General features: G+C 69.1%; 22 protein-coding genes and 1 pseudogene. 9 read left to right on the top strand and 14 right to left on the bottom strand.

The features are described from left to right. Positions 1-22 precede the first annotated feature (22 nt). Positions 23-1,540, top strand: coding sequence for a hypothetical protein (locus tag AC1DSA_RS19930; RefSeq protein WP_477892403.1), 1,518 nt, complete (start codon positions 23-25; stop codon positions 1,538-1,540). 8 nt (positions 1,541-1,548) lie between these two features. Continuing rightward, positions 1,549-3,090: a hypothetical protein gene (locus AC1DSA_RS19925; RefSeq protein ID WP_477892401.1), complete on the top strand. Its 1,542-nt coding sequence runs from the start codon at positions 1,549-1,551 to the stop codon at positions 3,088-3,090. A 188-nt stretch (positions 3,091-3,278) separates the two neighbouring features. Here AC1DSA_RS19925 and AC1DSA_RS19920 read toward each other — a convergent pair whose 3' ends face one another. Next, on the bottom strand, positions 3,279-3,770 hold the full coding sequence (locus tag AC1DSA_RS19920; RefSeq protein ID WP_477892399.1) for a c-type cytochrome: 492 nt from the start codon (positions 3,768-3,770) through the stop codon (positions 3,279-3,281). Positions 3,771-3,936: 166 nt separating this feature from the next. On the opposite strand from AC1DSA_RS19920, the gene AC1DSA_RS19915 reads away from it, so the two are divergent. Next, complete coding sequence (locus AC1DSA_RS19915) at positions 3,937-4,653, top strand: pseudouridine synthase (protein ID WP_477892398.1); 717 nt, start codon at positions 3,937-3,939, stop codon at positions 4,651-4,653. Here the strand turns inward: AC1DSA_RS19915 and AC1DSA_RS19910 are convergent, their stop codons facing one another. The 13 genes and pseudogenes from AC1DSA_RS19910 to AC1DSA_RS19850 all read right to left on the bottom strand — a co-directional run bounded on the left by AC1DSA_RS19910 (position 4,654) and on the right by AC1DSA_RS19850 (position 18,441). Next, positions 4,654-5,781 carry an NHL repeat-containing protein gene (locus AC1DSA_RS19910; protein WP_477892396.1) on the bottom strand — a complete coding sequence of 376 codons (1,128 nt, stop codon included), beginning with the start codon at positions 5,779-5,781 and terminating at the stop codon, positions 4,654-4,656. Positions 5,782-5,868: 87 nt separating this feature from the next. Further along, positions 5,869-6,492: a TetR/AcrR family transcriptional regulator gene (locus tag AC1DSA_RS19905; RefSeq protein ID WP_477892394.1), complete on the bottom strand. Its 624-nt coding sequence runs from the start codon at positions 6,490-6,492 to the stop codon at positions 5,869-5,871. 88 nt (positions 6,493-6,580) lie between these two features. Then, entirely contained in the window at positions 6,581-7,666 is a 1,086-nt protein-coding gene (gene paaE, locus AC1DSA_RS19900) for a 1,2-phenylacetyl-CoA epoxidase subunit PaaE (protein WP_477892392.1), read from the bottom strand. 58 nt (positions 7,667-7,724) lie between these two features. Continuing rightward, positions 7,725-8,222 carry a 1,2-phenylacetyl-CoA epoxidase subunit PaaD gene (paaD, locus tag AC1DSA_RS19895; RefSeq protein WP_477892390.1) on the bottom strand — a complete coding sequence of 166 codons (498 nt, stop codon included), beginning with the start codon at positions 8,220-8,222 and terminating at the stop codon, positions 7,725-7,727. Further along, entirely contained in the window at positions 8,219-8,992 is a 774-nt protein-coding gene (gene paaC, locus AC1DSA_RS19890) for a 1,2-phenylacetyl-CoA epoxidase subunit PaaC (RefSeq protein ID WP_477892388.1), read from the bottom strand. Before paaC ends, paaD begins: the two co-directional genes overlap by 4 nt. Before the next feature lie 8 nt (positions 8,993-9,000). Then, positions 9,001-9,294, bottom strand: a complete 294-nt coding sequence (paaB, locus tag AC1DSA_RS19885) for a 1,2-phenylacetyl-CoA epoxidase subunit PaaB (RefSeq protein WP_477892386.1) — start codon at positions 9,292-9,294, stop codon at positions 9,001-9,003. 176 nt (positions 9,295-9,470) lie between these two features. After that, positions 9,471-10,475 carry a 1,2-phenylacetyl-CoA epoxidase subunit PaaA gene (paaA, locus tag AC1DSA_RS19880; RefSeq protein ID WP_477892384.1) on the bottom strand — a complete coding sequence of 335 codons (1,005 nt, stop codon included), beginning with the start codon at positions 10,473-10,475 and terminating at the stop codon, positions 9,471-9,473. A 178-nt stretch (positions 10,476-10,653) separates the two neighbouring features. Next, complete coding sequence (gene dctA / locus AC1DSA_RS19875) at positions 10,654-11,970, bottom strand: C4-dicarboxylate transporter DctA (protein ID WP_477892382.1); 1,317 nt, start codon at positions 11,968-11,970, stop codon at positions 10,654-10,656. Between the two features lie 82 nt (positions 11,971-12,052). Continuing rightward, complete coding sequence (locus tag AC1DSA_RS19870) at positions 12,053-13,399, bottom strand: class-II fumarase/aspartase family protein (RefSeq protein ID WP_477892572.1); 1,347 nt, start codon at positions 13,397-13,399, stop codon at positions 12,053-12,055. A 321-nt stretch (positions 13,400-13,720) separates the two neighbouring features. Beyond that, positions 13,721-14,266 (bottom strand): annotated as a pseudogene (locus AC1DSA_RS19865) (HpcH/HpaI aldolase/citrate lyase family protein); the annotation flags it as partial. Positions 14,267-14,279: 13 nt separating this feature from the next. After that, the gene (locus tag AC1DSA_RS19860; RefSeq protein WP_477892380.1) at positions 14,280-15,470 is read right to left on the bottom strand and encodes a CaiB/BaiF CoA transferase family protein; all 1,191 of its coding nucleotides are present in this window, start codon (positions 15,468-15,470) and stop codon (positions 14,280-14,282) included. 34 nt (positions 15,471-15,504) lie between these two features. After that, positions 15,505-16,365, bottom strand: a complete 861-nt coding sequence (locus AC1DSA_RS19855) for an HTD2 family dehydratase (protein ID WP_477892379.1) — start codon at positions 16,363-16,365, stop codon at positions 15,505-15,507. An 18-nt stretch (positions 16,366-16,383) separates the two neighbouring features. Next, positions 16,384-18,441, bottom strand: a complete 2,058-nt coding sequence (locus AC1DSA_RS19850; RefSeq protein ID WP_477892377.1) for a 4-oxalomesaconate tautomerase — start codon at positions 18,439-18,441, stop codon at positions 16,384-16,386. 92 nt (positions 18,442-18,533) lie between these two features. On the opposite strand from AC1DSA_RS19850, the gene AC1DSA_RS19845 reads away from it, so the two are divergent. From AC1DSA_RS19845 to AC1DSA_RS19820, 6 genes are all read left to right on the top strand, one after another. After that, positions 18,534-19,445, top strand: coding sequence for a LysR family transcriptional regulator (locus AC1DSA_RS19845; RefSeq protein ID WP_477892375.1), 912 nt, complete (start codon positions 18,534-18,536; stop codon positions 19,443-19,445). 9 nt (positions 19,446-19,454) lie between these two features. Continuing rightward, positions 19,455-20,348 carry a LysR family transcriptional regulator gene (locus AC1DSA_RS19840; RefSeq protein WP_477892373.1) on the top strand — a complete coding sequence of 298 codons (894 nt, stop codon included), beginning with the start codon at positions 19,455-19,457 and terminating at the stop codon, positions 20,346-20,348. Between the two features lie 105 nt (positions 20,349-20,453). Continuing rightward, the gene (gene tcuA, locus AC1DSA_RS19835) at positions 20,454-21,869 is read left to right on the top strand and encodes an FAD-dependent tricarballylate dehydrogenase TcuA (protein ID WP_477892372.1); all 1,416 of its coding nucleotides are present in this window, start codon (positions 20,454-20,456) and stop codon (positions 21,867-21,869) included. After that, entirely contained in the window at positions 21,856-23,028 is a 1,173-nt protein-coding gene (gene tcuB, locus AC1DSA_RS19830; protein WP_477892370.1) for a tricarballylate utilization 4Fe-4S protein TcuB, read from the top strand. Before tcuA ends, tcuB begins: the two co-directional genes overlap by 14 nt. Positions 23,029-23,056: 28 nt before the next feature. Then, complete coding sequence (locus tag AC1DSA_RS19825; protein WP_477892368.1) at positions 23,057-24,034, top strand: Bug family tripartite tricarboxylate transporter substrate binding protein; 978 nt, start codon at positions 23,057-23,059, stop codon at positions 24,032-24,034. 19 nt (positions 24,035-24,053) lie between these two features. Beyond that, complete coding sequence (locus AC1DSA_RS19820; RefSeq protein ID WP_477892366.1) at positions 24,054-24,863, top strand: substrate-binding domain-containing protein; 810 nt, start codon at positions 24,054-24,056, stop codon at positions 24,861-24,863. The last annotated feature ends 79 nt before the right edge of the window (positions 24,864-24,942 follow it).

Raw genomic sequence — 24,942 nt, 5'->3', positions numbered from 1 at the left:
GGCAATGGCAGGCGTGCACTCCGTGGAACTTCCGGCGTACGCGCCGGCCAGGTCGGCGTTGCGCTCGCGGTGGCGACTGTCCTGGCCGCTGCTGGCTGGCGCCCTGGTGTACCTGTACTGCCTGGCGGACGCGAAGGGCCTTCTCCTGGACGGCGACACCCTGTGGCATCTCGCCGCGGGCGAATGGATCCTGCGGCACGGCGCCGTCCCGGTCGCAGATCCGTTCTCGCACACCATGCGAGGAGCGCCCTGGACGGCGCAGGAGTGGCTTTCCGAAGTGGTCTTCGCCGCTGCCTACCGCAGCGGCGGATTTGCCGCCGTGGTGGCCCTGGCCGCCGCGGCGTTCGCGCTCACGGCCGCCCTGCTGACGCGTTTCCTGCTCCGCTGGTTCGAGCCGGCGTATGTGCTGCTGTTCGTCGTGGTGGCCGTCAAGATGGCCGCGGTCCACCTGCTTGCGAGGCCGCACCTGCTGGTCATGCCCTTGCTGCTGCTGTGGGCCATCGAACTGGTGGAAGCGCGGTGCGGCTCCAGGGCGCCGCGGCTGCTGCTGCTGCCGCTGCTGGCCGTGTGGGCCAACCTGCACGGCAGCTTCACCTTCGCCCTCGCGCTCGCCGGCTTCCTTGCGCTGGAGGCGGTGGTCGAGGCGCCCGCCGCGCAGCGGCGCGCCGTGGCCCGGACCTGGGGGCGCTTCTTGTTGCTGGCTTGCGTCGCCGCCCTGCTGACGCCGAATGGCTGGAAGGGTGTGTCCTTCACCTGGAAGGTCCTGGTCGAAAGCGGCCCGGTGCTCGACCTCGTCGAGGAGTGGCGCTCCCCCGACTTCCACCAGGCCCAGCCGCTCGAAGTCTGGCTGCTCGGGCTGTTCGGCCTGGCCGTGGTGCAGGGGATCCGCCTGCCGCTGATGCGGGCCGTCCTGTTGCTGATCCTCATTCACCTGTCCCTCAAGCACCTGCGGCACGTCGCGCTGCTGGGCTTGCTCAGCCCGGTCCTGCTGGCGCCGGCACTGGCGCACCACTGGAACAGCAGGCGCAGCACCAAGCCGCAGCTGAATGCGGCCGACCGGGCGCTGCGGCTGCTCTGCCCGCCTGCCGGTTCCGCAGCCGTCGCAACCGCGCTCGCCGCGCTGATGGTGGCGACGGTGATGGCCCAAAGGCTGCGACCAATCGAACCGGCCCTGCCTGCCGCCGCCGCCGTCCTCGCCGCGAAGGGTGCGGGCGCCTCGGGCCCCGTCCTCAACACTTATGACTGGGGCGGCTACCTGATTTTCAGCGGCATCCCTCCGTTCATCGATGGACGCGCCGACGTTTACGGCAATGCGCTGCTGAAGGACTACCTCGACGCCATCGCCCCCCAGTCGGCGGCCGACATGCACCGGCTGCTGGACAAGTACGGCATCGAGTGGACGCTGCTGGAGCCGCGCACGGCGGCCATCGCGGCGCTGGATCTCTCGCCCGGGTGGAAGCGGGTCCACACCGATGCACAGGCCGTCGTTCACGTCAGGACCCGCCCGCGCGCGGAGGCGGCTGTCCCCAATCACCCATAGGAGTGTCCATGTTCGAGCCGTCCAACTCTTCGACATTTCCTGCAGCTCTGGCCCATAGTGCTGCGGGTGCCGGCTCGGCGCGCAGTCCGTGGCAGTTGTCCCTGCCGCTGGGATGCGGCGCGGCCGTGTACGCCTACACGCTGGCCCGTGGCCGCGACGTACTGGCGGACGGGGACACGCTGACGCACGTCGCCGCGGGACGCTGGATGCTGGAAAACGGCACCATCCCGACCCAGGATCCGTTCCTCCATCCTTTCCCCGGCTCACCGTGGATCCCCCACGAGTGGCTGGGGCAGGTCGCGCTGGCCGTCGCCCACGACGCCGGTGGCTTCGGTGCATTGATGGCGCTCACGGGGCTCGCCTTTGCGCTGACCATGGGGCTGCTGGCGCGTGTCCTGCTCCGCTGGCTCGAGCCGATCTACGTGCTGCTTTTCGTCACGTTCAGCGCCCTCATGACCGCAGGACATCTTCTGGCGCGGCCGCACATGCTGGCCATGCCCCTGGTGCTGTGGTGGACGTGGGAGCTGGTGCGGGCACGTGCGGACGGAGGCAGCCCACGCCTGGTGGCACTCCCCGTCATGGTCCTCTGGGCGAACCTGCACGGCAGCGTCACCCTGGGACTGTTTCTGGCGGGCGCCTTCGCCGCCGAGGCGGTGCTCCATGCACCGGCGGGCGCCAGGCGTTCGACGGCCGTTCGCTGGGGCCGCTTCGTGGCCCTCGCGGGGGTGGCCTCGCTGCTCACGCCGAACGGCGTGGAAGGTCCGCTGTCCACCTGGTACCTGCTGGCCAACATGAGCTATACGCTGGATCGCGTGGGCGAATGGCGCTCGCCCGATTTCCACCAGCCGCAACTGCTCGAAGTCTGGCTGCTCGGCGCGCTGGGATTCGCAATGATGCAGGGCATCCGCTTCCCGCCGGTGCGGGTGGCGCTGGTGCTGCTGCTGGTGCATTTCTCCCTGAAGTACATCCGCAACGTGGAGCTTCTGGGATTGCTTGGCCCCGTGATCCTGGCGCCCGCGCTCGCGCGGCATCGCCAGCACACTCGGATGGAAGGCGCGCAGCTCGCACCCGCCGACCGCATCCTGGGCCGGCTGGCGGCTCCGGCCGGCAGGGCTGCCGCCACTGTGACCATCCTCGCCCTGCTGATCGCGACCGCGGTGGTCGATCGCGTGCGCCCGCTTGAGCCCCCCGGCCCGGTGGAAGCCCTTCGTGCCGCGAAGGCGGCGCAGTTGTCTGGTCCCGTCCTCAATTCCTACGCCTGGGGCGGCTATCTCACGTATGTCGGTATCGCCCCCTTCATCGACGGGCGTGCCGACATCTACGGAGACGCGCACGTGCGCGAGTACGTGACGGTCATCGAGCCGCCCTCTGCCGAGGCGATGCACAAGGTGCTGGACAAGCACCGCATTGCCTGGACGGTTCTGGAGCCCCGCCACGTCGGGGGGATTGCGCTGCTGGACCTCTCTCCCGGCTGGCGACGGGTCTACGCCGACCAGACCGCTGTCGTCCATGCCCGCATCCAGCCCCTTGTTCCGGCGACCAAGCCCTGACTTGAAGGAGCCCGCCATGAAGTTGGGCTGACAGTCAGGCCACGGCACGCCATGTATTGAACACCAGCCCCAGTTGCGAGGCGCCAGGCCATCGCGACCGGCTACTCGGGCTCCTCGCAAATCGCTTTCCGCGGCGCCCGCGTCAGCTGCGTGGCGCGCGCCAAATCCGCTGCGTCCGCACGCGCACCCTAGCGCTGCTGCGCCGCCTTGTTCTTTTCCGCCGCTGCGTTCACCTGCTCCTGCTTGTCGCGCACGCCCGCCGGCCAGCGCGACTTGATCCAGGAGAGCACGGCGATGATCTCCGCATCCGTCAGCACGCCTTCGTACACCGGCATCGCCGACTGGTAGTCCTTGAGGTTGGCGGCCTTGGCCACCCCGAACTTCGTGATGTTGAAGAGCACCTCGTCGGGGTGGTGCCAGGTGTGGCCGCTCGCATCATGCGGCGGCGCCGGCAGCCGTCCGCCGGCGTCGCGTTCGCGCCAGTTCGGCTGGCCCTGGAGCTGGGCGCCATGGCAGCTCGCGCAGTGTTTGACGTACACGGCCTGGCCCTTGGCGAGCAGTTGCGCGTTGCCGGAGTCCAGCCGGACCGTGGCGGGACTGGCGCCGCCGCGATCGCACGCGGCCAGCAGTGCGGCCACGCCCAGCACCCCGAGGACGCCCAGGACCCGACATTTGTTCATGATCGAATCATCGCTCGCTGTTTGTCATGGTACGGACACGATCGCGTGGCAGGCAGTGCCTGCCGAATGCTCACCGTAACGCAAGCAAGCAGTGACGCGGACTTGGCGACTTGGTCACCTCGTTTTCCACAGGCTTCTCCACCGGTTCTGTGGGAATCATCCTACGATGTACGACACGCATCGCATGTCCGTCGCACCCCTTCGCATTGTTCACCAGGACGAGCACCTGGTCGGCATCGACAAGCCGGCCGGCCTGCTCGTCCATCCCAGCGCGCTGGACGCCCACGAGGAGCGCACCGCCCTGAAGCTGCTGCGCGACCAGCTCGGCGCCCGGGTCTGGCCGCTGCACCGCCTGGACAAGGGCACCAGCGGCGTGCTGCTGTTCGCGAAGGATGCAGGGGCCGCACGCGAGTGGGGACTCGCCTTCGAACAGGGGCGCGTCGACAAGCGCTACCTGGCCCTGGTGCGCGGCTGGCCGCCGGAACACGGCGAGATCACGCAGCCGCTGGCGCGCGATCCCGAGCTGCCGTCGGCCGGCCAGCCGCAGCTGGAAGCGTGCACGCGCTACCGGCGCCTCGCCTGCTTCGAGTGGCCCTTCAGCGTCGACGGCCGCCACCCGACCAGCCGCTATGCGCTGGTGAGCGTGGAACCACTCACCGGCCGGCGCCACCAGATCCGGCGGCACTTCAAGCACATCGCGCATCCCCTGGTCGGCGATGCCACCCACGGCAAGGGCGCGCACAACCGCGCGGTGGCAGCCTTCCTGGGCACGCAGCAACTGTGGCTGCACGCCGAGTCGCTGGCGCTGGAGGATGGTCCGCGCCCGCTGCGCATCGCGGCGCCCTGCGGGCCGGAATGGCAGCCGCTGCTCGCGGCCGCCTGATCACTTGCGCGTGAACTTCTGCACCCTCTTGCCGTTGTCGACCTCGCCCGCGTAGAGGTTGCCCAGCGAATCGATCGCGAGGTCGTGCACCCAGTGGAATTCGCCGGCGTAGCGGCCGGAGCGGCCCAGCGTCTGCACCACCACGCCGGTCTCGCGCTCCAGGGTGAGGACGTGGTTGTTGCGGCCATCCGCCAGGTGCAGCCACTTCTGCTGCGGGTCGCGCGACAGCACGATGTCCCACACCGAGCCGTTGGACGCCGTGCGCGGCTCCACCATGAACTCCTTGACGAAGCGGCCGTCCTTGCGGAACACCTGCACGCGGTTGTTCAGGCGATCGCAGACGTAGACCAGCCCGTCCCGGGCGATCTTGACGCAGTGCACCGGCGTGCCGAACTGCTCCAGCTGCGCCGGGGTGGGCGGCAGCGCGCGGCGCGACTCGGGCTTGACCGCGTCGCTGGGCGCCTTGCCGAACGCGCCCCAGTGGCGCTTGTAGGCGCCGGTGTCGGCGTCGAACACGATCACGCGGCGGTTGTGGTAGCCGTCGGCGATGTAGATCTCGTTCGCGGCCGCGTCGACTTCGACGCCCGCGGGGCGCCCGAGCCGCGTGGTGTCGGCGCTGCCGGTCTGCGGGCCGACCTTGCCGATCTGCAGCACGAACTTGCCGTCCTGCGTGAACTTGAGAACCTGGCCGTCGTTGTCGCCGTTGCCGGTGACCCAGACGAATCCCTTGGCATCGACGTGGATGCCGTGCTCGTTGCCCGGCCAGTCGTAGCCCGCGCCCGGGCCGCCCCAGCTGCGCAGCAGCCTGCCGTCGGCCGCGAACTCCAGCACCGGCGGCGCGGGCAGGCAGCAATCGCCGTGCGGCGGCTTGGCGGCGGCGCCGGCTTCGTCTTCGGACAGGCTGCGCGGGCGCTGCAGCACCCACACGTGGTCGTCGGGTGCCACGGCGACGCCGCTGACCTGTCCGAGCAGCCAGCGGTTCGGCAGCGGCTGCGGCCAGGCCGCGTCGACCTGGAACAGGGGCGGCGAGTTGCCCGCAGGAGCCGACGCCGGACCGGCACAGGCGGCGGCAAGGACGAGGACGGCGGCCACGGCCGCGAGGGCCGGCATTCTTCGCGCAAGCTTCAAGGGGTGTCTCCTCTCCGGGCGGCCCGGAGCAGGCACCATAGACAAGTCGCCGCGTCGGCGCAATGGCACGGACCCGGGCACGCGCGCTCACGAGGCCGAGGCGGACTCCTTCGCCGGCGCCTGCACCGCCTGCAGCCCGCCCAGGAACAGGTCGCTGACCACCGGGGCCATGGCCTCGTACGACAGCGCACCTTGCGGCTGCATCCAGGTGAACATCCAGTTGACCATGCCGAACAGGAGCATCGTCAGGGGCTTGCTCAGCGCCGCCTTCTTCAGGTCCGGCCGCAGCGTCGCGACCACCTTGGCGAACGCCGCCACCACTTCGCGCTCCTTGTCCAGGATGCGTTCGCGGTCCCCTTCCAGCAGGAACTTGACGTCCTCGGTCAGCACGCGGTGTTCGTTCTGCGCGTTGGCGTATTCCTCCACCAGCCGCCGGACCAGCGCGCGCAGCTGCCCCTGCGGCGACTGGTCCTCGGCCAGGGCCTCGGCGACGATGCCCTGCAGGCGGGTCACGTGGCCGTCCGCGATGTTCACCAGCAGTTCGTACTTGTCGCGGTAGTAGTGGTACAGCGTGGCCTTGGACAGGCCGCAGGCTTTCGCCACCTGGTTCATCGAGGTGCCCGGGTAGCCGCCGCGCGCGAACAGCGCCGCCGCGCGCTCCAGGATCATCTCGCGCTGTTCGTCGTAGCCGGCGTGGCGTCCGCGTCCCATCAGCCGCCGCCGGGCCGCCCCAAGGCGGCTGAAGCCCCCCCTGGGGGCAGCGCAGTCCACGAAGTGACCAGCGTGGGGGTCGACATGTTCATCGCTCGTCGAAGGACAGCACGACTCGCTCGGTGGTGGGATGCGCCTGGCAGGTGAGCACGTAGCCGGCCGCGACCTCCTTCTTGTCCAGCGCGAAGTTGCGCTCCATGCGCACCTTGCCTTCCACCAGCTTGGCGCGGCAGGTGCCGCAGACGCCGGAGGTGCAGGAGTAGGGAACTTCCAGGCCCGCGGCGGATGCGGCATCGAGGATGCTGGGTTGCTCGCGCGAGAAGGGGAACTCGCGTTGCAGTCCGTCGCGGATGATGGTGATGCGCGCCTTGACCGCATCGCCGGCCTGCGCCTGGTGCAGCACGGCGCCGACCTGGCCGCCGGCCTGCTGCGCGATGCCGAAGCGCTCGATGTGGATGCGCTCTTCGGGCACGCCCGCCGCCAGCAGCGCGGCTTCCGCCTCGTCGTTCATCTGGAACGGCCCGCAGATGTAGGCGTGGTCTATGCCCTGCGGCGGGACCAGCGCGCCCAGGAACTCGGCGATCTTCTGCCGGTTCATCACGCCCGTGTGGATGTCCATCTCCGTGTGCTCGTCCGAGAACACGTGGTGGACCACCAGCCGCGCCATGTACCGGTCCTTCAGGTCATCCAGCTCCTCCTTGAACATGGTGGAGCGCAGCTTGCGGTTGCCGTAGATCAGCGTGAAGCGGCTGGCCGGCTCGCGTGCCAGCACCGTCTTCATGATCGACAGGATCGGCGTAATGCCGCTGCCGCCCGCGATGCCCAGGTGGTGGCGCTGCGCCTGCGCTTCGATCGGCACGAAGAAGCGCCCCTGCGGCGCCATCACGCTGACCGTGTCGCCCGGCTTCAGGTGCTCGTTGATCCAGTTGGAGAAGACACCGCCCGCCACCTTGCGCACGCCCACGCGCAGCTCGCCGTCGTCGACGCCCGCGCAGATGGAATAGGAGCGGCGCAGGTCCTGCCCCTCGATCTCCTTGCGCAGCGTGAGGTACTGTCCCTGCGTGAAACCGAAGACGGGCCGCAGATCCTCGGGCACGTCGAAGGACACCACCACCGCTTCGGGGGTGTCGGGCAGCACCGCGCGCACGCGCAGCGGATGGAAGATCGTCGTCATGGCAATACCTTCGCGCGGGGCGCTGCGGTGCGAGCCCCTTCGGGCGGCCGTGCGGGGCTCATAGCGGCTTGAAGTATTCGAACGGTTCGCGGCAGGCCAGGCAGCGGTACAGCGCCTTGCAGGCCGTGGAACCGAAAGCGGAGGTGCGCTCGGTGTGCCGGCTGCCGCAGTGCGGGCAGGCGACGATGTCGGCCTTGCGGCCGACGATGCGGATCGGCACCCCCGCGTCCGGCGGCACCGGGCCGGGCGGCGCGATGCCGTAGGCGTTGAGCTTGCGCTTGCCCTCTTCGCTGATCCACTCGGTGGTCCACGCCGGCGCGCGGCGCAGCGTGGCACGCGCCGGGCCGAGTCCTTCCGCCTCGATCGCGGCCAGCACGCTCTGCTCGATCACCTCGGTGGCCGGGCAACCGGAGTACGTGGGCGTCAGCACGACTTCCAGTTCGTCGCCGTGGTCGATCACGTCGCGCACGATGCCCAGGTCGCGCACGGACAACGCCGGCACTTCCGGGTCCGGCACGCCGGCCAGCACCACCCAGGCGCGTTCGCTGCGCGTCACCACACGCCCCCCGGATAGCTGCGCTGCAGGTGCTGCAGGTCCGCGAGGATGAAGCCCATGTGCTCGCTGTGCACGCCGGTCTTGCCGGTGCTGAGGAAGGGCGTGGCCGCGGGGATGGCGAGCCCGGCTTCGTCCAGGATCTGGGTCATCTCGGCGAGCCAGCCTTCGTGCAGGTCGCCCCAGCGCGGACCCAGGCCGCTCGCCTGCGCCTGCGAGTCGACGGCGTCGGAGGCGAACAGCTCCGCGCTGTAGATCCACAGGTCGGCCAGCGCCTTCTCTGTGCGGCGGCGCGATTCGTCGGTGCCGCCGGCCAGCCGCACCAGCCAGTCGGCCGCATGCTGCTGGTGGTAGCGCGCCTCCTTGATCGCCTTGCCGGCGATCGCGGCGAGCTCGGCGTCCTTCGACTCCGCGAGCCGCTCCCACAGCAGCTTGAAGAAGGTGGCCATCATGGCATTGCGCACGGTGGTGACGGCGAAGTCGCCGCGCGGCAGTTCCACCAGCGTGACGTTGCGGTAGTCGCGCTCGTCGCGCAGGAAGGCCAGCTGGTCCTCGTCGTGGCCCGCGCCTTCGAGCGCGCCCGCATGCGTCAGCAACGCGCGACTCTGGCCGATCAGGTCCAGCGCCATGTTGGCGAGCGCAATGTCCTCTTCCAGCACCGGCGCGTGGCCGGTCCATTCGGCGATGCGCTGCCCGAGGATGAGGGCCGTGTCGCCGATGCGCAGCAGGTACTGCACGTCCGGCTGCTGGCTGACCTGGATCGATGCCTGCATCGCCGCGCTCACATGTGGTCCACGGAATCGGGCAGCTTGTAGAAGGTCGGGTGGCGGTACACCTTGTCCTCCGCCGGGTCGAAGTACATGCCCTTCTCACCCGGGTCGCTGGCGACGATCTGGTCGCTGCGCACCACCCAGATGCTGGCGCCTTCCTGCCGGCGCGTGTAGACATCGCGCGCCATCTGGATCGCCATCTTGTCATCGGCCGCATGCAGGCTGCCGCAGTGCTTGTGGTCCAGGCCGCTGCGGCTGCGCACGAACACTTCCCAGAGGGGCCACTCCTGCTTCACGTCGCTCATGTCTGCTCCTTGTCTTTCTCCCTCCCCTTCCGGGGGAGGGTTGGGGTGGGGGCGCTCCCCGCTGCGTTGCTCCCTCCCCCACTGGGGGAGGGTTGGGGTGGGGGCGCTGGGCCTCAGTGGTGGGCCGCGGGCGCCCCCATCCCGGCCTTCCCCCAGCGGGGGAAGGAGGAATACCGTCAGGCCGCTTTCGATTCAGGCTGCTGCTTGCGCGCATGCGCCAGCGCCGCTTCGCGTACCCAGGCGCCGTCGTCCCAGGCCTGCACGCGCGCGGCGAGGCGCTCGCGGTTGCAGGGGCCGTTGCCGTTCACGACCTTCCAGAACTCGTCCCAGGCAATCGCTCCAAAGTCGTGGTGCTGGCGCTCCTCGTTCCACCTCAGTTCGGGGTCGGGCAGCGTCACGCCCAGCACCTTGGCCTGTTCGACCGTGGCGTCGACGAAGCGCTGCCGCAGGTCGTCGTTGGAGACGCGCTTGATGCCCCAGCGCATGGACTGCGCGGTGTTGGGCGACTGGTCGTCTGGCGGGCCGAACATCATGACCGAGGGCCACCACCAGCGGTTCACCGCGTCCTGCACCATCGCGCGCTGCGCCTCGGTGCCCTTCTCCATCATGGTCAGCAGGCTCTCGTAGCCCTGGCGCTGGTGGAAGCTCTCCTCGCGGCAGATGCGGATCATGGCGCGCGCGTACGGCCCGTACGAGCAGCGGCAGATCGGCACCTGGTTCATGATCGCCGCCCCGTCCACCAGCCAGCCGATCACGCCCACGTCGGCCCAGGTGAGCGTCGGGTAGTTGAAGATCGAGCTGTACTTGGCCTTGCCGGTGTGCAGCGCCTCCAGCATCTGGTCGCGCGAGGTGCCCAGCGTCTCGGCCGCCGAATAGAGGTAGAGGCCGTGCCCGCCCTCGTCCTGCACCTTGGCCAGCAGGATCGCCTTGCGCTTGAGCGTGGGCGCGCGCGTGATCCAGTTGCCCTCGGGCAGCATGCCAACGATCTCCGAATGCGCGTGCTGGCTGATCTGCCGCACCAGCGTCTTGCGGTAATGCTCGGGCATCCAGTCCTTGGGCTCGATGAATTCGCCGGCCGCGATGCGCGCCTCGAACTTCTCCTCGTGCTGCAGTTCCTCGGCGGAGCGGACCGGCTTGCGTGCTGCGTCCTTGCCCATGGTGTCCATGGCCTGCGTGTACATGCGGCGTGTCTCCTTCGAATCGGCCGGGTCTTTTTCCCGACCGCTTGGTAGATAATAGACGATTCGCAGTCTTTGACGCAAGTCAGCGGCAGGTCACTTCGAGGGTGTGGGATGCCTGGATACGGGCGGTCGAGCAACTGGCGGAGCCCCGCCGACGCAGCGGGACGCGTCTTGCGAGTCAGTGTGCGAACGGAGCGAGCTCCTGCGCGTCCTGCTCCAGTTCGCGCTCCGTGCCGGCGTAGTTCACCGCAAGCTCGCGCGCCAGCACGTCACGGTCACACGCGCGCTCCCAGATCGAGACCACGATGCAGCAGACCACATTGCTGATCGTGCTGGTGAGCGCACGCGCTTCCGACATGAACCGGTCGATGCCCACGATCAGGGCCACGCCGGCCACCGGGAGGTCCGGCATCACGGTCAGCGTGGCCACCAGGGCGACGAAGCCGCTGCCGGTCACGCCCGCCGCGCCCTTGGAGGTGAGCAGCATCACGCCGAGCATGCTGGCGATCTGGAGCCAGGTCAGGTGGATGTCGCACGCCTGCGCAATGAACATGGATGCGAGCGTCAGGTAGATCGCGGTGCCATCCAGGTTGAAGGAGTAGCCCGTGGGCAGCACCAGGCCGACGATGCCCTTCTTGCAACCGAGGCGCTCCAGCTTGAGCAACAGCCTGGGCAGCACCGGCTCGCTGGAGGACGTACCCAGCACGACGAGCAGTTCCTCCCGCACGTACCGGATGACCTGCCACAGGCGGAAGCCGTGCAGGCGCGCCAGCACGCCGAGGAACACGACGACGAAGAAGACGCAGGCGATGTAGAAGGTTCCGATCAGCAGGCCGAGCGAGCCGATGGACTTGATGCCGTAACGCCCCACGGTGAACGCCATGGCCCCGAAGGCGCCGATCGGCGCGAGCCGCATGATGATGCCGAAGGCGGCGAACAGCATGTGCGAGAAGGCGTCGACCGACTCGAGCACGTGCCGGGCCGAACTGCCGCAGCGCGTGAGCCCGAAGCCGCACAGCACGGCCAGCAGCAGCACGGGCAGCACCTCCCCTTCGGCGAAGGCACCGAAGAATGCGTTCGGGATGATGTGCAGCACGAAGTCGGCGAAGCCGTGGATGTGCAGCTGGTTGGCGAATCGGCTCGCCACCGATGCATCCAGCTGCCTCGGGTCGATGTGCATGCCGGCCCCGGGCTGCAGCAGGACCACCGCGACCAGTCCGGTGACCAGCGCCAGGATCGTCAGCGCGTAGAACAGGCCCATGGCCTTCAGCAGCGCCTTGCCGATCTCCCGGGAGTCGCCCAGCACGGTGATGCCGCTCACGATCGTGCAGAACACGACGGGCGCGATCATCATCTTCACCAGCTTGACGAAACCGTCGCCCAGCGGCTTGAGCGCAGCGCCGAACTCCGGCCAGTAGTGGCCGACGGCGATGCCGAGCACCAGGCCGATCAGGACCTGAACGTACAGCAGCTTGAAAGGCTTTGCGACTTTCACGATTTGTCTCCTTGGTCTTGCACGCACGAAGGCGGCACGCCCGCGGCGGGCGCGCATCTTCCGGTCTGGGGGTGGGGCGGCGTCAGCCGCGGTTGGCAAGCACGCGGTCCACCATCACGCCCGCCTGGCCCAGGTTCTTTCCGGGGTCGCAGAACACCTCGAGCTGCGCGCGCGTGACGTGCTTCGAGATTTCCGGGTGCGCCGCCAGGATGTCGATCAGCGGACGGTTCTCCTGGATGGCCTGGCGGCAGAGGTCGTACACCAGGTCGTGGGCGTACTCCCGGCCGATGTAGGGACCCAGGCCCATCATCACGGCTTCCGACATCACGAGGCCGTTCGTCATGTCGATGTTCGCGCGCATGCGCACCGCGTCCACCTCGAGTCCCTGCACGACAAACTTCGCCTGCTTGAGCGCGCCCGAGAGCAGGCAGAAGATCTCCGGCAGCACCACCCACTCGATTTCCCAGGGGCCGGTGGAGCGTTCGTGGTCGGCCACCATCGCATCCATGAGCGCCGCGGCGTGCTGGCGCACCACCGAGATGTTCGCGTGGATGTACAGGCAGGAGATCGGGTTGCGCTTCTGCGGCATCGTGGACGATGAGCCGCGGCCCGGCGCGAAGGGCTCGAACACCTCCGCCACCTCGGTCTGCATCATCAGCTTCACGTCCATGGCGATCTTGCCCAGCGAACCGCCGACCAGGCCGAGGAAGGCACCGACTTCGGCGATGGTGTCGCGCACCGTGTGCCACGAGATGAGCGGTTGGGCCAGGCCCAGTTCCTTCATCAGGGCCGCCTGCGTCTCCATCGCGCCGCGTTCGAGCGAAGACAGCGTGCCCGAAGCGCCGCCGAACTCGCCCACGAGGACCCGCGGCTTCAGCTGCTGCAGCCGCTCGCGGTGCCGGTCGATGCCGGCCAGGATGGAAGCCATCTTGTAGCCGAAGGTGATCGGGGTGGCCTGCTGCAGGTTGGACCGCCCGATGATGGGCGTGTCACGGTACTTGCGCGCCAGCGCAGCCAGGGCGGCGCCGATGTCGTCCAGGTCCTGCTCGACGAGCTCCAGGCTTTCCCGGATCTGCAGCACGGTCGCGGTGTCGGTGATGTCCTGGGTGGTCGCGCCCCAGTGGCAGAACTCGCCCAGCCCGTCCTTGCAGTTGGCGTTGATCTGGTTGACCACCGCGATGATCGGGTAGCCGATCTGCTCGGTCTTCGCCTTGAGCTTGACCCAGTCGATCTGGGACAGCTCACAGTTGCGGACGATTTCGGCAGCGGCCTCCTTCGGGATGATCCCGAGGGCGCCCTGCACCTTGGCCAGGGCACGCTCGATGTCGAGGTACTTGGCGGTGCGGTTCTCGTCGGACCACACGGAACGCATGCGCGCGTCGCTGAACATGTCGCCGAAGATGCGTGAATCGATGATGGTGGAAGCCATGGTGTCGGTCTCTCTGTGAACGGAGGAAAGGAAAGCTTCAGTCGCGGGCCAGGGCCAGCGTGCGGCGTGCCTGTTCGACGACGGGCCGGTCGACCATGCGACCGTCGACGCGGGCAGCGCCAGGCGAGGCCGCGTCGGCCTCGAGGACGCGGCGCGCCCACGTGAGCGCCTCCGCGCCCGGCTGCAGCGCCGCATGCACGGGTGCCACCTGGCGCGGGTGGATGCACAGCTTGGCGCCAAGCCCTGGCGGCGCTCCAGCGCGAAGTCCGCCAGCAGGCGCTGCGCGTCGTCGAGTTGCGGCGTCACGCCGGCCACGGGGGCTGGCAGTCCGGCGACGCGGGATGCGATGGCAATGCGGCCTGCGGCGTAGGCCAGGCCTGCTGCGTCATCGGCGATGTCGATGCCCAGGTCGAGCGCGAAGTCCAGCGTGCCGAACACCAGCCGCGCGACGCCGGGTGCACCGGCGATCACGCGGACGCCGTCCACCCCGCGCGCGCTCTCGACGAGCGCCAGCACCCGTGCGCCCGGCACGGCAGCGGTCACCGCGGCGACTTGTGAAGCCTCCTCGGCTTTGGGCAGCAGCACGGCGGCGCAAGCGCAGGCCTGCAGCGCACGCAGGTCGTCGGCGAAGCAAGGCGAAGCAGCATCGTTGATGCGCACCACGACGCGGGCACGATCGGCCGCGGCGGCCGTCGAGAACCAGTCGAACACGCCGTCGCGTGCACGGTGCTTGTCCTCAGGCGCGACCGCGTCTTCCAGGTCGAACACCACGCAATCGGCGCCGCTCGCCAGGGCCTTGGCGAACCGGTCCGTGCGATGGCCCGGGACGAACAGGTAGGTGCGCGGCTGCAGGTCGTGAGCACTCATGGCGTCCTGGCCTTCAGACGGCGCCGGCGGCGTGCAGCGCCTCGACCTGCGCGGTGCCGTAACCCAGTTCCGCCAGAATGGCATCCGTGTGCTCGCCCAGGGCGGGAACGGGATCCATGCGGGGCGGGACGTCCCAGCTGCCAGGAGGCAGCATGGCGGGCAGCGGTCCCTGCGGCGAGCCGATTTCGACCCAGCGGCCCCTGGCCTTCAGCTGCGGGTGTGCCCACACGTCGCGCATCGTGTTGACCTGCGCGTTGGCGATCTGCGCGGCCTCCAGCCGTTCGAGCACCTGCCCCACCGTCAGGGACGCGAACGCATCGACGATGATCTGGCGCAGCGCGTCGCGCTCGGCCACCCGTTTGTAGTTGGCGGTAAAGCGGGGATCCTTGGCGAGCGCGGGCTGCTGCAGCACCTTTTCGCAGAAGGCAGCCCATTCACGCTCGTTCTGCAGCCCCAGCATCACCACGCCCCCGTCGCCGGCCGGGAACGGGCCGTACGGATAGATCGTCGCGTGGCTGGCGCCGGTGCGCGGTGGCGGCTCGGCCCCGTCGAAGGCGTAGTAGAGGGGGTAGCTGGTCCACTCGGCCAGCGACTCCAGCATCGAGATGCCGATGCGCTGGCCCTTGCCGGTCTGCGCCCGCTGCAACAAGGCCGCGAGGATGTTGCTGTACGCGTACATGCCCGCGGCAATGTCCGCGATCGACGGGCCGGCCTTGCAGGGCTCTTCCGGGGTGCCGGTGACGGACACGAACCCGGCTTCGCTCTGGATCAGCAGGTCGTAGGCCTTCTTGTCCCGGTACGGGCCCGGGTGCGCGGGGTCGTCGCCGTAGCCCGAGATGTCGCACACGACCAGCCCGGGCTTGCGCGCGGACAGTTGCCGGTACCCTAGCCCGAGCCGCGCAGCGGCCCCGGGGGCGAGGTTCTGCACGACGACGTCGGCCTTCTCGATCACGAGCCGCTGCAGCACCTTGGCCGCCTCGGGATGCTTCACGTCCAGCGTGAGGCTCTCCTTGGAGCGGTTGGTCCAGACGAAGTGCGAGGCCAATCCCCGCACCCGCTGGTCGTAGCCGCGGGCGAAGTCGCCCGAGCCGGGACGCTCGATCTTGATGACGCGTGCGCCCAGGTCGGCAAGCTGGCGGGTCGCGAACGGCGCCGCGATCGCGTGTTCCAGGGTGACGACGGTCAAGCCCTTGAGCGGTTGCATGGCGGAGGTGTCCTTTCCAAATCGGTTGCGCGCGTCAGCGCAGGACGGCGCTCGCGTCCATCGTCAGCCAGCCTTCGTGGTCCGATGCCCACAGGCGCACGGTCTTGCCATCGGCGGCCGGCTCGCCGTTCACGTGGAACGGGTGCAGGTCGAAGGTCGGCCGCACCGCCTTGAAGCGGAAGCTGGCGACCTCGGCGTCCGGCGCCTGGCGGCGCAGCAGGTCCATCAGCAGCGTGGCGATCAGCGGGCCATGCACGATCAATCCCGGATAGCCTTCGACCTCGGTCACGTACTTGCGGTCGTAGTGGATGCGGTGGCCGTTGAAGGTGAGCGCCGAGTAGCGGAACAGCAGCACGTCGTCGGGCACGATCTGGCGCCGCCAGCTCGCGTTGGTGTCGGCCTTCTGCGGCGGCGGATCGACGTCAGTGGGCTGCTTGGCTTCGCGGTAGACGATGTCGTGGAACTCCACGATCGCGGGATCGGTGGCGCGGTTGCAGCGCAGCTCGTGCCGGACCTTCACGAAGGCCAGCTTGCCCGTCCGGCCTTCCTTCAGCGTCACGTCGGCGATGGTCGAGGTCCGCACCACCGAATCGCCCACGCGCACCGGGGAGCGGAATTCGAACTGGCTGCCGGCCCACATGCGCCGCGGCAGCGGCACCGGCGGAAGGAAGCCGCCGCGCCTGGCGTGCCCGTCGGGACCGATTTCGCTTTGCCGGTGCAGCGGCAGGAAATACAGCCAATGCCACAGGGGAGGCAGCGGCGTTCCGTGATCGATGCTGCGTGCGGGATGGTCCAGGGTGGCGTCGAGTGCCTTGACCGGCGTCGGGACGATGCTGTCGTGCAGCGTTTCGGTACGGCCGATCCAGGCCTGCAGGTCGTCCAGTGAATTCGTCATGGGCTTGCTCCTGGGGGCTCACTCGGCGGTCAGCTTGGCGCGCTGCACCACGCTCTTCCACTTGGCGAGTTCGCTCTTGACCAGCGCCCCGAACTGCTCCGGCGTGCTGGTCTCGACGTCCGCGCCGTGTTCGGCCAGGCGCTTGACCACTTCCTTGTCCGAGAGCACCTGGTTCAAGGCCTTGTTGAGCTGGTCCACGATCGGCTTGGGCGTCTTGGCCGGGACGAAGAAGCCGTACCACTGGCGCACGTCGACGCCGTCGATCCCGGCCTCCTTCAGCGTGGGCACGTCGGGCAAGAGGGGCGAGCGCTGCGGCCCGGCGACCGCCAACGCGCGCAGCTTGCCCGCCTTCACGTGGGGCAAGGCCGTGTACAGGCTCGGGAACATGATCTGCGTCTGGCCGCCGATGGTGTCGGTGATCGCCGGTGCGGAGCCCTTGTACGGCGCCCCCAGCATCACGACGCCGGCGTTGAGCTTGAACAGCTCCGCGGCGAAATGGGGCGCCGTGCCATTGCCGGCGGACGCGTAGGTGTACTTGTCCGGCTTGGCCTTGAGCTGGCCCACGAGGTCCTTGACGTCCTTCACCTGCACGCTGGTGTTGGCGACCATGAGCGTGGGGGAGTAGCCGACGAGTCCCACGGGCGCGAAGTCGGCGACGGGGTCGTAGCGCAGCTTCTGCAGCGCGGGATTCATGGCATGCGTCGCGATGTAGCCGAACATCAGCGTGTGGCCGTCGGCCGGTGCGCGCGCGGCGAACTCGCTGGCAATCGCGCCGTTCGCGCCGGCGCGGTTGTCCACGATCACCGTCTGGCCCAGCAGCGGGCCGAGCTTCTGGCCGATGACACGCGCCATGGCGTCGTTGCCGCCGCCGGGCGCGGTGGGGACGACGATCGTGATCGGCTTGTCCGGGTAAGCCAGGGCCAACGGGGCGGCCGTGGCCAGGGCGGCAGCCACGGCGGGGGCGAGCAGGCGTTTCATGGGTTTGTCTCCTTCTGGACTTCTCGAGAACACATAGGGTGGGAGGTGCAGGTCGCCCTGCAGGATCTTGCGCGCGGTGCGCACCAGCGCGGCGCGCTGCACACGGGCGTCGTCGCCGGCGCCCTCGACGGTGACTTCGACTTCGATGCGTCCCTGCGGGTGCAGGACGGCGATGGATCGCACGCCGGCGCGTCCCGCGGCGCCGCTGATGACGGTGCCCGGCAGCGCGAAGGCAGTGGCCACGCCGATGGCGCCGGTGACCGCATGCGATGCATGGCAGCGGCGCGGCGTGAAATAGCGGGAGGTGACGCTGTCCGCATCGTCGCCGTCGCTGGCGATCACGGGCTTGGGCACGACGCTGCCCGACACGTCGCCGAGGTCCATGGCCTCGCCGGCGGCGCAGCGGATCGCTTCGATCCGGGCCAGCAGCGCGGTGTCGGCGTCGAGTGCGGGCGGCGACTCGCGGCCGCTCAGACCCAGGTCACGGGCGCGCAGGATCACCAGCGGCATCGCGGCATCGATGCAGCTCACCTCGACGCCTTCGATGACGTCGATGCGGTGCCCGGTCGGAAAGAGCGCGCCCGTCACGGCACCCCAGGCGTCCAGGAAATTCAGCCGGATCGGGGCGGCCGTGCCGGCCACGCCGTCGATGCCGGTGTCGCCCTCGTAGCGCACGCGGCCGCCGGGCGTCTGCACCGTGACATCGATGCGCGAGCGGGTGTTCACGTTGTACACGCGGACGGTCGTTTCGCCCTCGCGCGCACGGACGAGGCCTTGCTCGATGGCGAAGGGAGCGACGCCCGACAGCATGTTCCCGCAGTTCGGCCGCGTGTCGACCGACTTCTGGCCGACACCCACCTGGGCAAAGAGGTAGTCGACGTCGCAGCCCGTTTGCGTGGAGCGCGAGACGATGGCCACCTTGCTGGTCAGCGTGCTGCCGCCGCCGACGCCGTCGACCTGCAGCAGGTCGGATGCGCCGATCGCGCCGATCAGGGCCTCGTCGCGGGCCGTCTCTTCGGCGGGCAGCCACTCGCGCAGGAAGAACGGCCCCCGCGAAGTACCGGCTCGCATCAGGACACAGGGGATCACTCGTTGCATGGGCGGAATGATCGTCGGCCCCATTGCACAAGGGAATTGCATCTTTAAGATCAACTGATGTTCCAGGCGCATCACCGAGGAGTAACCCGGCCGTGGCAATGAACTTCGACCTGAACGACCTGGTGGCTTTCCGCACGGTCGCGGAGCTGAGCAATTTCCGCAAGGCGGCCGAGGCGGTGCACCTGTCGCAGCCCGCCTTCAGCCGCCGCATCGACAAGCTGGAGCAGGCGCTGGGCGTGAAGCTGCTGGAGCGCAACACGCGGCGCGTCACGCTCACGGCGGTGGGCCGCGACTTCGAGCGCAAGGTGCGTGAGCTGCTGGACGAGCTCGATGCCACGCTGGTGGGCATCCGCGGGGGCGCGGCCGCGCGCATGGGCGAGGTCACTGTCGCCTGCGTTCCATCCACGGTGTACTACTACCTCTCGCACGTGATCCGCCTGTACCACCAGGCATCGCCGCGTGTGCGCGTGAAGGTGCTGGACGCGAGCGCCAACGAAGTGCTGGCCGCGGTCGCGCGCAGCGAGGCCGACTTCGGGCTGAACTTCATCGGCTCCCAGGAGGGAGAGCTCGAGTTCAAGCCGCTGGTGGAGGAGCGGTTCGTCGCAGCGTGTCGCCGAGACCATCCCCTGGCGAAGCATCGGCGGGTGAGCTGGGCGCAGCTGAGCGACTACGACTACGTGTCCGTGGGACGTTCTTCAGGCAACCGGGTCGTCCTGGACCAGGCCCTGGCGGGCGTCGCCAAGCGGCCGCAGGCCATCTACGAGGCGCAGCACGTCACAACGGCACTGGGCCTGGTGGAAGCCGGGCTCGGCGTGGCGGCTGTCCCGGCCATGGCGATGCCGGGGAAGGACCATCCGATCCTGGTCAGCGTGCCGCTGGTGGATCCCATCGTCCACCGAAAGGTCGGTCTCATCCGCCGCAGGGGACGCACGCTGTCGCCCGCCGCGCAGCAGCTGTACGACCTGTTCGCGCAGGTCAAGGCAGGCAAGCACGGGGCCATCTAGAAAGCTCCCATGAAGATCGATTTCGACGGCATGCAGGCTTTCGTGGTCATCGCCGAGCTCGGCGGTTTCAGCAAGGCGGCACGGGAACTGCACATCACGCAGACGGCGCTGACGCGCCGCATCCAGAAGCTGGAGGCCTACTTGGGCCTGAAGCTGCTCGACCGCACCACGCGCCGGGTCGAACTCACCGTGGTGGGCCGCGAATTCCTGCCGCAGGCGCGCTCCATCGTCGGCGAGATGACCTCCGCGGTGGAACGCCTGAAAGACATGTCGCAGCGCGCCACCGGCAACTTCACGCTGGCGTGCATTCCGTCCATGACCTCGCACGTGCTGCCGGCCGTGATCCGCCAGTACGCCAGGGCACACCCCGACAACCGCATCCGGCTGCTCGATGGTTCTTCCGACGAAGTGCGCAACGCCGTGTTGGGCGGCCAGGCCGAACTCGGCATCGCGGTGCAGGGCGAAAAGCATCCGGACCTGGCGGAGACGGTGCTGTTCGCGGACCCGCTGGTGTTCGTCTGCCGCACGCCGCATCCGCTGCAGGAGCGCAAGGCTGTCACGTGGTCGGACATGCGCGACACGGACCTGGTGGGCGTGAGCAGCTTCGTCGCCACCCGCCTGACCATGGACTACCAGCTGGCCAAGCGCAACATCCGCGTGCACGTGAAATACGAGGTGCAGCACCACGCCACCGCGGTCAACCTGGTGGCGGCCGGCGTGGCCAGCGCCATCCTGCCCTCCTCCACCATCCGCGAAGGCGACCGGCCCGGCATCCGCAAGATCGCCCTGGGCGGCCCGACCGTGAAGCGCCGGGTGGTGCTGCTGCGCGCGGGGCACGGCAGCCTGTCGCCGGCGGCCGAGGCGTTCCATGCCCTGATCCGCAAGGCGAAGCTCGCGGTCTGAGCACTTATGCGCAAACCGCAATAGTCGCACCTTTCTTTTCATTTCACAGAACAATCCCCGCGCAGCACAATCCGCCGGTTCCCAACCCAGGTGGTGTTTTTCTCCATGCGCACAGACGTGCTGGTCATCGGCGGCGGCAACGCCGCACTCTGCGCGGCCCTCATGGCCGCGGAAGCGGGCGCCAGCGTGCTGCTGCTGGAAGCGGCGCCGCGCGAATGGCGCGGTGGCAATTCCATGCACACGCGCAACCTGCGCTGCATGCACGACGCGCCGCAGGACGTGCTGGTCGACGCCTATCCGGAAGAGGAGTACTGGCAGGACCTTCTGAAGGTCACCGGCGGCCTCACCGACGAACACCTGGCACGGCTGACGATCCGCGCCTCCTCCACCTGCCGCGACTGGATGCGCAAACACGGCGTGCGCTTCCAGCCTCCGCTGTCGGGCGCGCTGCACGTCGCGCGCACCAATGCCTTCTTCATGGGCGGCGGCAAGGCGCTGGTCAACGCCTACTACCGCAGTGCAGAGAAGCTGGGCGTGCGCATCCGCTATGAGGCGCCGGTGGACCGCATCGAGGTCGAGGACGGCCGCTTCGTCGCGGCCTGGGCGAAGGGCGAGCGCATCGAAGCGCGCAGCTGCGTGCTGACTGCCGGCGGCTTCGAATCCAACATCGCCTGGCTGCGCGAAGCCTGGGGGCAGAACGATCGCGGCGAATGGCCGGCCGACAACTTCCTGATCCGCGGCACGCGGTTCAACCAGGGCGTGCTGCTCAAGCACCTGCTGGACGACCACGGCGCCGACCGCATCGGCGATCCGACGCAGGCGCACATGGTGGCGATCGACGCCCGGGCGCCGCTGTACGACGGCGGAATCTGCACCCGCATCGACTGCGTGTCGCTGGGCGTGGTGGTCAACCGCGAGGCCCGGCGCTTCTACGACGAGGGAGAAGACTTCTGGCCCAAGCGCTACGCGATCTGGGGCCGGCTGGTGGCGCAGCAGCCGGGGCAGGTCGGCTATTCGATCATCGACAGCAAGGCCATCGGTCGCTTCATGCCACCGGTGTTTCCCGGCGTGCAGGCGGACACGCTCCCGGACCTCGCGCGCAAGCTGCAGCTCGACGTCGACACCTTCATGCGCACCCTGCGGGACTACAACGCCGCCTGCCGCCCCGGCACCTTCGACCACACGCAACTGGACGACTGCCACACCGAAGGCGTGCTGCCGGCCAAGACGCATTGGGCGCGGCCCATCGACACGGCCCCCTTCTACGGCTACGCCGTCAAGCCAGGCATCACGTTCACTTACCTGGGCCTGCGCACCGACGACACGGCCGCCGTGCGCTTTGGCGACGTACCCAGCGACAACCTGTTCGTCGCCGGCGAGATGATGGCCGGCAACGTGCTGGGCAAGGGCTACACCGCGGGCGTGGGCATGTCGATCGGCACGGCCTTCGGCCGCATCGCGGGCAGCAACGCCGCGCGCGCCGCGCTGCGACAAGGAGAGGAACACCATGCAGGCGCTTGAAGTCCTTGCGCGCGAGGCACGGGCGCTGGCCAACGGCGCGCTGGTGCTGAGCGGACCCGAAACCGAAGTCGCGCGCCAGATGCAGATCTGCAATGCCTGCCGCTACTGCGAAGGCTTCTGCGCCGTGTTTCCCGCCATGACGCGCCGGCTGGAGTTCGGCAAGGCCGACATCCACTTCCTGGCCAACCTGTGCCACAACTGCGGCGCCTGCCTGCATGCCTGCCAGTACGCACCGCCGCACGAATTCGCGGTGAACGTGCCCCAGGCCATGGCCACCGTGCGCGGCCAGACCTATGCGGACTACGCTTGGCCGGCGCCGCTCGGTGCGCTGTACCAGCGCAACGGCCTCACGCTGGCGGTCGCGCTGGCGCTCGCGCTGGCGGCCTTCCTCGCGCTCGGCGCGGGGCTGAAGGGCACGCTGTGGGGCGCGGTTCCGGGCGGCGACTTCTACGCCATCTTCCCGCACAACCTGCTGGTCGGCCTGTTCGCGCCCGTGTTCCTGTTCGTGGTGCTGGCGCTGGGCCTGGGCGTGTCGCGGTTCTGGCGGGAGATCAAGCCGGCCACCAGCGGCGCGCCGGTGAGCACGCCCGCGGCGGCGGAAGCCACGCACGACGTGCTGCGTCTGAAGTACCTCGATGGTGGCCACGGCGAAGGCTGCAACAACGAGGACGACGCGTTCACGCTGTCGCGGCGACGTGCGCACCACCTGACCTTCTACGGCTTCCTCCTTTGCTTCGCCGCGACCGCGGTGGGGACGGTCTACCACTACTCCTTCGGCTGGGCCGCGCCCTACGACCTGCCTTCGCTGCCCAAGCTGCTGGGCGCGGTGGGCGGCGTGAGCCTGCTCGCAGGAACGATCGGCCTCTGGCGGCTGAACCGACGGCGCCATCCGCTGCAAGGCGACCTGGCGCAGAAGCCCATGGACCTCGGCTTCATCGCGCTGCTGTTCCTCACCAGTGCGAGCGGGCTGGCCTTGTGGCTGGCGCGCGCGACGCCGGCGCTGCCGCTGCTGCTGTGCCTGCACCTGGGCGCGGTGATGGCGCTGTTCGCGACGCTGCCCTACGGCAAGTTCGCCCACGGCGTGTTCCGCACGGCGTCGCTGCTGCGGCATGCGGTGGAGAAGCGGCAACCGAATCCGGTCGGCCTGGGCGCCGACTGAACATCCCGAAACCCAAGGAGACTTCCCCATGAACAAGCGCCACCTGCTGCGCCTCGCCGCGCTGTGCGCAGTCCCGTTGCTGTCCGCCCTGCCCGCGCAGGCGCAGGACTTCCCGCGCGGCAACCTCACCATCGTGGTCGGCTTCGCCGCCGGCGGTGCGGCCGACTCCGCGGCCCGCATCATCGGCAGGAAGCTCGGCGAAAACCTGGGGGTGCCGGTGGTGATCGACAACCGGCCCGGCGCGGGAGGCAACATCGCCCATCAGTACGTCGCCAAGACGGCGCCCACCGACGGCAGCGTGATCCTGTTCGGATCGGTCGGCCCGCTCACCATCGCGCCGCACCTGATGAAGCTGCCCTACGACCCGGTGAAGGACCTGGCGCCGATCACCATGGGCGTGAATTTCCCCAACGTGCTGGTGGTGCATTCGGGCCTGAAGATCCGCAGCTTCCAGGAGTACGTCGCCTACGCGAAAGCGAATCCCGGAAAATTGGACTACGCCTCCACCGGTCCCGGCTCGGCCTCGCACCTGGCTGGTGAGCTGCTGGACGACATGGCCAAGGTGCAGACCGTGCACGTGCCATACAAGGGCGGCGCGCCGGCCCTGCAGGACCTGCTGGGGGGCCGCGTCGCCTCCTACTACTCCACGCTGGCCACGGCGCAGCCGCACATCGAAAGCGGCAAGCTCATCCCGCTGGCGGTGACCGGCCCCAAGCGACTGCCGCAGTTGCCCAACGTGCCCACGATCGCCGAGTCCGGCTACCCGGGCTACAGCGCCACCAACTGGTATGCCTTCGTCGCGTCGTCCAAGGTGCCCAAGGCCACGCTGGACCGCCTGAACACGGAACTGGTGAAGGTGCTCAAGACCCCCGCCGTGGCCGATGCGCTCAACGGCCACGGGCTGGCGCCGGCGCCGGGCACGCGCGAGGAACTGGCCAGGGAGATGGAGCGCGAGACGGCGACCTGGGGCCGCGTGATCCGCGAACGCAAGATCACCATGCAGTGAGCCGGAAGGAACCCGCACCATGAACTTCATCCCTCGCACCACCCGCCGCTGGGCGCTCGCCATCCTCGCCGGACTGGCCTTCGCCTCCTCGTCGGCCTTCGCGGCGGAGATCCGCGTCATCACCTCCGGCGCCTTCACCGAGGCCTACAAGCAGCTGATCCCGCTGTACGAACAGGCAAGCGGCAACACCGTGGTCAGTTCCTTCGGCGCCTCCATCGGCAATGCGCCCGACTCGATCCCCAGCCGCTTCGCGCGCGGCGAACGCTTCGACCTGGTGATCCTTTCCGAGGGCGGCCTGGAAGCGCTCGTGCGCGACGGCAAGGTGGTGCAGGGATCGCGGGTGGACCTGGCGCGTTCGCAGATCGGAGCGGCCGTGCGCAAGGGCACGCCCAAGCCGGACATCAGCACGGTCGAAGCCTTGAAGCAGACCTTGCTCAACGCGAAGTCGGTCGCCTATTCGGCCAGCGCCAGCGGCACCTACCTGTCCACGGAGCTGTTCCCCAAGCTGGGCGTGGAGGAGCGCCTGAAGGTCACCGGCAAGAAGATCCTCAGCGAGCGCGTGGGCGCCGTGGTGGCGCGCGGCGACGCGGAGCTGGGCTTCCAGCAGGTGAGCGAGCTGATCTACTTCAAGGAGCTGGACTTCATCGGCACGCTGCCGCAGGAAGTGCAGCAGACGATCTTCTTCTCTGCGGGCCTGGTGGCCGGCTCCACGCAGAACGACGCGGCGCGGCACCTGGTGCGCTTCCTCAGCTCGGCCGCCGTCGCGGAGATCGTGCGCGCCACCGGGCTCGACCCGGTCGGTGCCCCACCGGACGCCAAGGCGAAGTAAGGCCCCGCCCGCCCCGGCCGTGTCAGATGGCGCGGCTGCCTTAGCCGGCGCGGGTGCGGCGCGCGCGCGGCGCGGCCGG

This window comes from Ramlibacter sp. P4_H7, from assembly GCF_056400765.1.
Note: the sequence above shows the minus strand (reverse complement) of the source record. Positions and strands in the feature narration are given on the sequence as shown.

What these genes read in the sequence shown, in the direction of transcription:
- AC1DSA_RS19840 (WP_477892373.1), top strand. Translation starts at nt 19,455, where the DNA reads ATGAAGATCGATTTCGACGGCATGCAGGCTTTCGTGGTCATCGCCGAG.
- AC1DSA_RS19820 (WP_477892366.1), top strand. Translation starts at nt 24,054, where the DNA reads ATGAACTTCATCCCTCGCACCACCCGCCGCTGGGCGCTCGCCATCCTC.
- AC1DSA_RS19870 (WP_477892572.1), bottom strand. Translation starts at nt 13,399, where the DNA reads ATGGCTTCCACCATCATCGATTCACGCATCTTCGGCGACATGTTCAGC.
- paaA (WP_477892384.1), bottom strand. Translation starts at nt 10,475, where the DNA reads ATGTACACGCAGGCCATGGACACCATGGGCAAGGACGCAGCACGCAAG.
- AC1DSA_RS19915 (WP_477892398.1), top strand. Translation starts at nt 3,937, where the DNA reads ATGTACGACACGCATCGCATGTCCGTCGCACCCCTTCGCATTGTTCAC.
- paaE (WP_477892392.1), bottom strand. Translation starts at nt 7,666, where the DNA reads ATGACGACGATCTTCCATCCGCTGCGCGTGCGCGCGGTGCTGCCCGAC.
- paaB (WP_477892386.1), bottom strand. Translation starts at nt 9,294, where the DNA reads ATGAGCGACGTGAAGCAGGAGTGGCCCCTCTGGGAAGTGTTCGTGCGC.
- AC1DSA_RS19920 (WP_477892399.1), bottom strand. Translation starts at nt 3,770, where the DNA reads ATGAACAAATGTCGGGTCCTGGGCGTCCTCGGGGTGCTGGGCGTGGCC.
- tcuA (WP_477892372.1), top strand. Translation starts at nt 20,454, where the DNA reads ATGCGCACAGACGTGCTGGTCATCGGCGGCGGCAACGCCGCACTCTGC.
- AC1DSA_RS19860 (WP_477892380.1), bottom strand. Translation starts at nt 15,470, where the DNA reads ATGCAACCGCTCAAGGGCTTGACCGTCGTCACCCTGGAACACGCGATC.
- tcuB (WP_477892370.1), top strand. Translation starts at nt 21,856, where the DNA reads ATGCAGGCGCTTGAAGTCCTTGCGCGCGAGGCACGGGCGCTGGCCAAC.
- AC1DSA_RS19855 (WP_477892379.1), bottom strand. Translation starts at nt 16,365, where the DNA reads ATGACGAATTCACTGGACGACCTGCAGGCCTGGATCGGCCGTACCGAA.
- AC1DSA_RS19825 (WP_477892368.1), top strand. Translation starts at nt 23,057, where the DNA reads ATGAACAAGCGCCACCTGCTGCGCCTCGCCGCGCTGTGCGCAGTCCCG.
- AC1DSA_RS19905 (WP_477892394.1), bottom strand. Translation starts at nt 6,492, where the DNA reads ATGGGACGCGGACGCCACGCCGGCTACGACGAACAGCGCGAGATGATC.
- AC1DSA_RS19850 (WP_477892377.1), bottom strand. Translation starts at nt 18,441, where the DNA reads ATGCAACGAGTGATCCCCTGTGTCCTGATGCGAGCCGGTACTTCGCGG.
- paaC (WP_477892388.1), bottom strand. Translation starts at nt 8,992, where the DNA reads ATGCAGGCATCGATCCAGGTCAGCCAGCAGCCGGACGTGCAGTACCTG.
- AC1DSA_RS19925 (WP_477892401.1), top strand. Translation starts at nt 1,549, where the DNA reads ATGTTCGAGCCGTCCAACTCTTCGACATTTCCTGCAGCTCTGGCCCAT.